Source organism: Vibrio sp. 10N.222.55.C6 (genome assembly GCF_041473395.1).
Lineage (GTDB): Bacteria > Pseudomonadota > Gammaproteobacteria > Enterobacterales > Vibrionaceae > Vibrio > Vibrio crassostreae_C.
This window is the reverse complement of the sequence record NZ_JBFRSD010000649.1, coordinates 1-257: the sequence shown is the minus strand read 5'-3', so window position 1 is coordinate 257 and position 257 is coordinate 1. Positions and strand designations below refer to the sequence as shown.

Annotated in this window: 1 protein-coding gene; it reads left to right on the top strand. The window is 45.9% G+C overall.

Going from position 1 to position 257, the window contains the following annotated elements; translation table 11 throughout:
• A partial coding sequence (locus tag AB4486_RS25475; RefSeq protein ID WP_372119508.1) for an AbgT family transporter occupies window positions 1-257 on the top strand: 257 nt, incomplete at both ends.

Here is a 257-nt window from a genome sequence, read left to right as displayed (position 1 = left end):
TACGCACCTGAAACGATTCAAGCGGCTTACCGTATCGGTGATTCAACAACCAACATCATTACGCCAATGATGAGCTACTTTGGTCTTATCCTAGCTGTAGCGACGCGTTACATGAAGAACCTAGGTATCGGTACTCTGATTGCAACTATGCTTCCATACTCAATCGTATTCTTGGTTGGTTGGAGCTTAATGTTCTACGTTTGGGTATTCGTATTTGGCCTACCAGTAGGTCCAGGTGCTGCAACGTACTACACGCC